General features: G+C 31.1%; 7 protein-coding genes. All 7 read left to right on the forward strand.

Annotated features, from left to right (window positions below):
* Position 1 precedes the first annotated feature (1 nt).
* Genes CVP05_RS11655 through CVP05_RS11685 form a run of 7 tightly spaced genes read left to right on the forward strand, consistent with a single transcriptional unit; the run spans position 2 to position 7,558 of the window.
* The gene (locus CVP05_RS11655; protein WP_100289736.1) at positions 2–1,741 is read left to right on the forward strand and encodes a hypothetical protein; all 1,740 of its coding nucleotides are present in this window, start codon (positions 2–4) and stop codon (positions 1,739–1,741) included.
* Positions 1,731–2,669, forward strand: coding sequence for a glycosyltransferase (locus tag CVP05_RS11660; protein WP_100289737.1), 939 nt, complete (start codon positions 1,731–1,733; stop codon positions 2,667–2,669). The genes CVP05_RS11655 and CVP05_RS11660 overlap by 11 nt, the downstream gene beginning before the upstream one ends.
* A complete protein-coding gene (locus CVP05_RS11665) occupies positions 2,662–3,063 on the forward strand; it encodes a GtrA family protein (protein WP_100289738.1) in 402 nt (133 codons plus the stop codon). Before CVP05_RS11660 ends, CVP05_RS11665 begins: the two co-directional genes overlap by 8 nt.
* On the forward strand, positions 3,050–3,919 hold the full coding sequence (locus CVP05_RS11670) for a glycosyltransferase family 2 protein (protein WP_100289739.1): 870 nt from the start codon (positions 3,050–3,052) through the stop codon (positions 3,917–3,919). The genes CVP05_RS11665 and CVP05_RS11670 overlap by 14 nt, the downstream gene beginning before the upstream one ends.
* A gap of 57 nt (positions 3,920–3,976) precedes the next feature.
* Positions 3,977–4,909, forward strand: a complete 933-nt coding sequence (locus CVP05_RS11675; RefSeq protein WP_100289740.1) for a glycosyltransferase family 2 protein — start codon at positions 3,977–3,979, stop codon at positions 4,907–4,909.
* Positions 4,899–6,308 carry an undecaprenyl-phosphate galactose phosphotransferase WbaP gene (gene wbaP, locus CVP05_RS11680; RefSeq protein ID WP_100289741.1) on the forward strand — a complete coding sequence of 470 codons (1,410 nt, stop codon included), beginning with the start codon at positions 4,899–4,901 and terminating at the stop codon, positions 6,306–6,308. Before CVP05_RS11675 ends, wbaP begins: the two co-directional genes overlap by 11 nt.
* Positions 6,308–7,558 carry an O-antigen ligase family protein gene (locus tag CVP05_RS11685; protein ID WP_243389247.1) on the forward strand — a complete coding sequence of 417 codons (1,251 nt, stop codon included), beginning with the start codon at positions 6,308–6,310 and terminating at the stop codon, positions 7,556–7,558. Before wbaP ends, CVP05_RS11685 begins: the two co-directional genes overlap by 1 nt.
* Positions 7,559–7,631: the final 73 nt, after the last annotated feature.

Below are 7,631 nucleotides of genomic sequence, written 5' to 3' on the forward strand. Positions count from 1 at the left end.
CATGCAAGAAAGTATATATAAAAAACTCAGTCTTTTAAAAGATCCATATTATATATTTATTATTCTTCTTATTTTTATTAGATTATATTTGGGAGAAATTACAGGCTTTTGGTTTCCGTCAGATCAAGCATATGATGATGCTTTAATGATCCAATATGCTTTACCTAGCCATTATCAAAATATAGATCATACATCGCTTTTAAAAACAATGTCTTTCCCGATATTTTTAGATTTTGTGTATATATCTCAACTAAATTATAGTTTAGTTCTTAGTATATTTTGGTGTATTTCTGCTTTAACTGTACTTAATCTTATACTTAAATTAAATCAGAATAAATTTATAGCTTTACTTGCTTTTATATATTTCTTGTTTTTACCAACGGCATTTGAAATATGGATGGGAACTAGGCTGTATAGAAACTCTATTATTGCTCCATTTACTATTATGAGTTTCTCTTTTATACTATGGAATGTTTTTTCTGCTATGTTGAACAGAAATCAAAAATTATTTTCAGTGGTCATATATAGCTTAGTTTTCTCATTTACATTCTATATAAAAGAAGATGGTGTTTGGCTATTAGCTTGTTTAGTAAGTTCTATAATATTATGCTTACTTATTTATATATATAAATATATAAAAGGATATTTTTCTAAAAAAATATTTTTTTCTAAATTAATATTGCTAATTATGCCTCTACTTGTATATCAAGTAATTACAGTTACTTATAAATCTGTAAACCAACATTTTTTTGGTGTATATGCAATTGAAACTAGAAATGGGGGTGAGCTTGGTAGATTCACAAAAAATATATATAAAATAAAATCTGATAATAGAACATCTATACATTGGGCCCCTGCTGACTCTATTGATAAAGCATTTAATGTCTCTCCTACATTCCAAAAACATTTAGAGCTTAGAAATAAAATTATTCATACTCCTTGGTTTGGCGGAGATGCATACGTAAACCCTATTAAAGGAGATTTTTTAACTTGGGTATTAAGAACTGCTCTGGTAGAGGCTAATGTATGGACTTCAGAAAAGGATGTGGATACATTATTTAAACAAATTAATTCTGAAGTTGAAAAGGCTTTTGAAGAAGGAATTCTAGAAAAAGAGACTAAATTCCAATTGGTATCCTCTACGGGAGGAAAGTCTATAGATGAAATCAAAAACCTTTGGAAGATAATGCGAAAAGGATATCAGGGAAGCATTTTACTTCACAATTATTCAGCTGGGAGTCAACCTGCTGGAAATATTTTAAATATGGAAATAGCCGATCTTGCGTCAAGACTTACTCATACAGAGTATTTAACTAATTATGAAATTATGCAAGATAGCTTTGTGAATAGTGAGCTAGCAAATAAATGGATAAATTTTATCTTTTCTATTTATAAGAAAATGAACGTTTTCTGTATATTGCTTTGTATAGCTGTCATATCGTATTGCTTTTTATCATTTATATTTAACTTTAATTTTATAAAAGATAATATAAAAAGAAATAAAATGGTATTTTTATACTGTGCAACAACATTAGCATTTATACTATTGAGTTTTGTATATACGTTTGCAATTGCTTGGTTCTCTGAGTTTATATTTACTGATGGAATCAATATGACGGTACTTAATTTTTATAATGTTGCAAACTCGGTATTATTAGGATTTGCATATATATTTGCAATGTTAACAGCAAAAGAATTATTTAGTTTAAATAAAACTTATAGGAGTTTATATGAAATATAGAGATAAAAAAGTAGCACTTATAGTACCTTGTTATAATGAGGAAGTTACTATTTACAATGTGGTGACATCTTTCAAGCAAGTAATGCCTGAAATTGAGGCTTATGTGTTTGATAATAATTCTAAAGATAATACTGTTACTGAGGCCATAAGAAGTGGAGCAAAAGTAATTAGTGTAAAACATAAAGGTAAAGGAAATGTAGTTCGTCGTATGTTTGCTGACGTTGATGCTGATATTTATGTAATGGTTGATGGGGATAATACTTATGAAGCAGAGGCTGTACATAAATTGGTTGATAAACTGATTGATGAAAATCTTGATATGGTAGTTGGCTGTCGTGAGGTAGATCCTGAAATTGCAAAATTAGCATATCGCCCAGGTCATCAATTTGGTAATAAGATGTTGACAGGTAGTGTTAGTCAAATTTTTGGAGGAGAGTTCACCGATATGCTTTCTGGATATCGAGCATTTTCTCGTCGCTATGCAAAATCTTTCCCTGCTCTAGCTCAAGGATTTGAAACAGAAACGGAATTGACAGTGCATGCTTTAGAGCTGCGTATGCCTTATGGTGAAGTCATGACTAAATATATTGATCGCCCAGAAGGTTCAGAAAGTAAATTATCTACCTATAAAGATGGTATTCGTATTCTTTATACAATTATTAAATTATTTATGCGCGAAAAACCATTAGCCTTTTTCAGTCTAATTGGTGGACTATGTGCGCTATTTTCTATTTTACTAGGAATCCCATTATTTAGTGAATATTTTGCAACTGGGCTTGTTCCACGTTTACCAACAGCAATTCTTTCCTCTGCTTTAATGATGATTGCAATATTTTCTATTTTTACAGGATTAATTTTAGATAGTACTACAATTACTCGTCATGAGATTAAGCGTTTATCTTATCTAAATATTAAAGATAATGAATAAAAGTACAATTAAACAGATTTTATTTTTTGGTTTTATTGGTGGTGTTGGCTTTGTGGTTGATACCACCATACTCTACTTATTAAAAGATAATTTTGGCTTATATATTTCTCGCCTAGTATCTTTTATATGTGCTGTTTTTGTAACTTGGATTTTAAATCGAAATATTACATTTAAAGCACAGCGGAGGACAAATAAATTTTATGAGTTCTTATATTATTTGTGGTGTATGATTTTTGGTGGTATGGCAAATTTATTAACTTATTATTTATTAGTAAGTTATGTGATAACTGTACTTAATTATCCGATAGTTGGCGTAGCTGCTGGTAGCATTGCTGGCATGGTAATTAACTTTATATCATCAAAATTCTTAGTATTTAATAATGAAAAAACTTAATTATGATGTAATTTTGTGTACATATAATGGCTCAAAATACGTTCAGCAGCAACTAGAAAGTATTTTAAAACAAAATATATTACCTAAAAAAATTATTATTTCAGATGATTTTTCGAAAGATAATACACTAGAACTGATAGAGAATATTTTCTTGTCGTATAGTTTTTCTTGTTATGAAATTGTTTCTGGATTACAAAAAGGTGCAAAATATAATTTTCTTTCTGCGTTAAAGTATGCTAAAGAAGATTATACTTTTTTCTCTGATCAAGACGATATTTGGCACCCAAATAAGATAGGGATATTTAGTCAATACTTACAATCTACGAAAACAGCATTACTAGTATTTAGTGATAGCCGAATAATTAATAATAAGAATTATGTGATTTCAGATAGTTTTTTTGATTATCAAGGCTTAACAGCTCGAGTGTTTGAAGATGATTCTATCCTATTTAAAAACTGTGTACAAGGAGCAGCAAGTTGTGTGAATCGTTCTATGAGAGAGCTTGTTCTAAAATCGCTTGATTTAGTAGATTGGGATCATCTTTATATGCATGATTGGTGGATTGCATTATTAGCAAAATATTATGGAGAAGCAATATTTATTCCACAGCCATTGATTGATTATCGTCAGCATTCTAATAATCAAATAGGTGCATTTGATAGAAAGAAGAGGTGGCTTGTCTACTTTACTAATTTGTCAGTGTTTATTCATAATTTTAGACTGGCAATTTTACAAAAAAAATCGCTAGATTCATTTGATTTATTAGTATGTGGAAATTTACCTAAGAATAAATTTAGACAGTATAAGTTCGTTTCTAAATTAAAGAGAATCTTAATAAGGTTGATGAGTCTTTAGGCTTTTTTATTTGATGATAAACTAGATTGTACAAATATAAGTGGATTATAAAGAATAATGCAATTAATTCAAACCATACTAATTATCCCCACCTACAATGCTGGAGAGTTAGGCAGAACGTGTTTTAAGCATATTTTAGCACAAAGCGTTAAGCCAAGTGTTGTTGTAATTGATTCTGGCTCAACAGATGATACGGTAATATGGGCAAAGCGATCGGGGTTTGATGTCTATTCAATTGATAAACAAACATTTAATCACGGTGGTACGCGTAATCAAGCGGTTAAGTTTGCAGGAAAAAGTGCAGAAATTCTTATCTTTATGACACAGGATGCAATTTTAGCGGATACTAATGCCATAGAAAAATTACTTAAACCCTTTGAAGATAAAGATGTTGCCGCCGTTTGTGGTCGCCAATTACCCCATAGTAATGCAACACCTTTAGCGGCTCATGCGCGTCTTTTTAATTATCCTGCAAAGTCGAGTGTGAAATCTCAACAGGATATTGCCGAGTTAGGCATAAAATGTGCTTTTATGTCGAACTCTTTTGCTGCATATCGCCGATCTGTGTTTGAAGAGTTAGGTGGTTTCCCTGATAATACTATTCTAGCAGAGGATATGTATCTAACGGCCAAAATGATTTTAGCGGGTTATAAGGTTGCTTATTGTGCTGAGGCTTGCGTTTACCATTCCCATAATTATACCTTGACGCAAGAATTTAAACGTTATTTTGATACAGGGGTTTTTCAATCTCAAAATTATTGGCTTCGACAAAAATTTGGTAGACTTAATGGAGAGGGCACACGTTTTGTTCTTTCAGAATGTAAATATTTGTGGAATAATAAGAGACTGTGGTTATTTCGAGCGGTCGGAATGACTTTTGCTAAATATTTTGGTTTTAAGTTGGGATTCTATTATCAATATTTCCCAATGAGTTTAAATAAAAAATTGAGTATGCATAAAACTTATTGGACCAAATTAAATGATAAATAATAAGATTATTACAAAATTTATTCTTATTTTTTCGGACTTGTTTGTCTTTAGTTTTTCGATTTTCTTTGCTTATTATATTTCTACACCTGATGATTTTTCATTAGATATTAATGAAATAACAAATTCCATTATTCGGTTAAGTTTATTTCTATTTTGTGTAGGAGTTGCTGTTTTATGGTTTTGGACGATAAAGAGGCATTATACTTATCGTAAACCCTTTTGGGACGAATTATATGATATTTATACGGTACTCATCAAAGTTGCATTATTAAATCTGTCTTTACTGGTATTAACCTACTCAAATTTATCAGTAGCAACGTGGTATTATGTTTGGGGGATTGTTATCTTTCTATCCCCTTTGGGGCGTATCTTTGCTAAGTATTTTTTAAATTACTTGGGGGTATGGGAGCTTGATTGCGTTATGATTGGTAAGTCTGATAATGCACGATCAGCTTTTCAGGCTTTAGCTACAGATAAAAGTTTAGGTTATAAAGTTAAGGTGTTTGTTGATCCTCGAGACGATATGGTCTTTATTGATCCTAAACAAGGATATGTTCCTATTGATGTTTTTTTAGAAAGTATTCATTGTTATCAAAAAGTTTTCATTGCATTAGAAAAAAATCAAGATGATATGCTAGAAGAATGGGTGATGAAATTGAATCGTTTAGGATACCGAGATATATCAGTTATACCTTCTTTAGGAGGGGTACCTCTATATGGAGCGGAGATTTCTCATATTTTTAGTCATGAGGCAATTTTATTACGTTTGCATAATAATCTTGCAAAACGCTCTTCTCGATTTGTTAAACGAACATTTGATATAGTGGTTTCTGGAATGTTACTGGTATTGTTTATGCCATTATTTATATATCTATCTTGGAAAATAAGGCGAGATGGTGGTAGTGCAACTTATAGTCAAGTACGTATTGGCCGTAATGGTAAACCTTTTTATTGTTACAAATTTAGAACCATGGTGATGAACTCTAACGAAATATTACAAAAATTACTGCAATCTGATGTGGATATACGTTATGAGTGGGAAAGAACATATAAATTAAAAAATGATCCTAGAGTTACACCAATTGGTTGTTTTTTACGTAAAACTAGCCTAGATGAATTACCTCAATTGTGGAACGTATTAAAGGGGGACATGAGTTTAATTGGCCCAAGACCAGTAGTTCGTTCTGAATTACGTTTTTATGAGGAAAATATTACCTATTATTATATGGTTAGGCCAGGACTATCAGGATTATGGCAAGTGAGTGGACGTAGTGATACTAGTTATGAAAAGAGAGTTTACCTTGACGCTTGGTACGTCAAAAATTGGTCACTATGGAATGATATAATTATTTTATATAAAACGGCTAAAGTTGTATTAATGCGAAAAGGAGCATATTAGTGAAACAAATTCAGTTAAATGGCATAGTGAATGCCTTAGTCGGTTTTTTTTTCTTATCTATTTTAGTTTTTCAGAAGGGTTATAATTATGCACCCTTTTTTTTATGTACTTTTGCATTAGGTTATGTAATTTTTGAATTAAGAAAAAAGACAATTTTTTCTTTTAGTTATGAAGAGAAGTTATTAGTATGGGGGTATTTTTTCTATTTTGTTACGTTTTTGTTGATATTTTTGATAAACAATGAAAAAGCAAGTTTATTAGATAATCCTTCAAAAGTTTTACTTTTCTTATTACTAATACCACTTTTTTCTCGTTTTTATCTTCAATTAACTTGGATATTTCATTTTATAGCTGTTGGCGCATTGATCTCTGGTATTGTAGCAATTTACCATCGTTTTATTTTAAATAAACCGCAAGCGTTCTTTGCCCAGATGCATATTCAAAGTGGTGGCATCGCCATGTCTATTGCAATGTTCTCGCTAATTGTGACATTCTACTTTTTCACGAAAAAACGCTATAAATTAACCGCACTTTACTTTGTTTTTTCTTTAATGGGGATCTTAGCAAGCTTTCTTTCGACTGCGCGGGGGGCTTGGATTGGATTACCTGTTATTCTTCTATTTATCTTGATTGTTTACCGTCAATATATTTCTAAAAAAGTATTAGGTGGCTTTCTTGCTGTTATGGTTTTGGCTGTAACAACAGCAACATTAGTGCCAAATACACAAATTGCTCACCGGTTTATTGAAGCTAAAAATGAAATTTCAGCTTATTTTGATAAGAATAATGGCTCGACTTCGGTAGGAGCCCGTTTTGATATGTGGAAAAGTGCTTGGTTACAAATTCAGGAAAAACCGATTTTAGGCTGGGGTTATAAAGGGGCTGTTGAAAATAGGAAAGAGCAGGGAGAGCAAAAATTAATTAGTAGCTATGCTTCTGGGTTTGCACACGTACATAATCAATACTTAGATGATTTTTCTAAACGTGGTATTGTTGGCCTATTTGCTTTGTTAGGTGTATTATGCATTCCTTTTGCTATTTTCTTTAAGCGATTAAATAAAGGTTCTATAGAGCAAACAACGGTTGCGATGCTAGGTTGTGTGCATATTATTTCGGTTGCTTTTTATTGTTTGAGTCAGGGATTTTTTGCCCATAATTCAGGCAATGTGTTTTACTTTTTCTTGGTTATTGTATTTTATGCTATGTTAAAAACAACAGAAAAAGCTTCTAATTTATGTAGTAAATATTAATTATAGTTATACTTGAGGTTATCAATAAAAAGAGCGGTAAAAAATTTCAATTTTTTGATCTGACCCCAAAAAG

The organism is Conservatibacter flavescens (genome assembly GCF_002795425.1).
GTDB classification, from domain to species: Bacteria; Pseudomonadota; Gammaproteobacteria; order Enterobacterales; family Pasteurellaceae; genus Conservatibacter; species Conservatibacter flavescens.

Bases quoted from the DNA above. Each gene is read 5' to 3' on its own strand.
- CVP05_RS11655 (WP_100289736.1), top strand. From the start codon at position 2: ATGCAAGAAAGTATATATAAAAAACTCAGTCTTTTAAAAGATCCATAT.
- CVP05_RS11660 (WP_100289737.1), top strand. From the start codon at position 1,731: ATGAAATATAGAGATAAAAAAGTAGCACTTATAGTACCTTGTTATAAT.
- CVP05_RS11665 (WP_100289738.1), top strand. From the start codon at position 2,662: ATGAATAAAAGTACAATTAAACAGATTTTATTTTTTGGTTTTATTGGT.
- CVP05_RS11670 (WP_100289739.1), top strand. From the start codon at position 3,050: ATGAAAAAACTTAATTATGATGTAATTTTGTGTACATATAATGGCTCA.
- CVP05_RS11675 (WP_100289740.1), top strand. From the start codon at position 3,977: ATGCAATTAATTCAAACCATACTAATTATCCCCACCTACAATGCTGGA.
- wbaP (WP_100289741.1), top strand. From the start codon at position 4,899: ATGATAAATAATAAGATTATTACAAAATTTATTCTTATTTTTTCGGAC.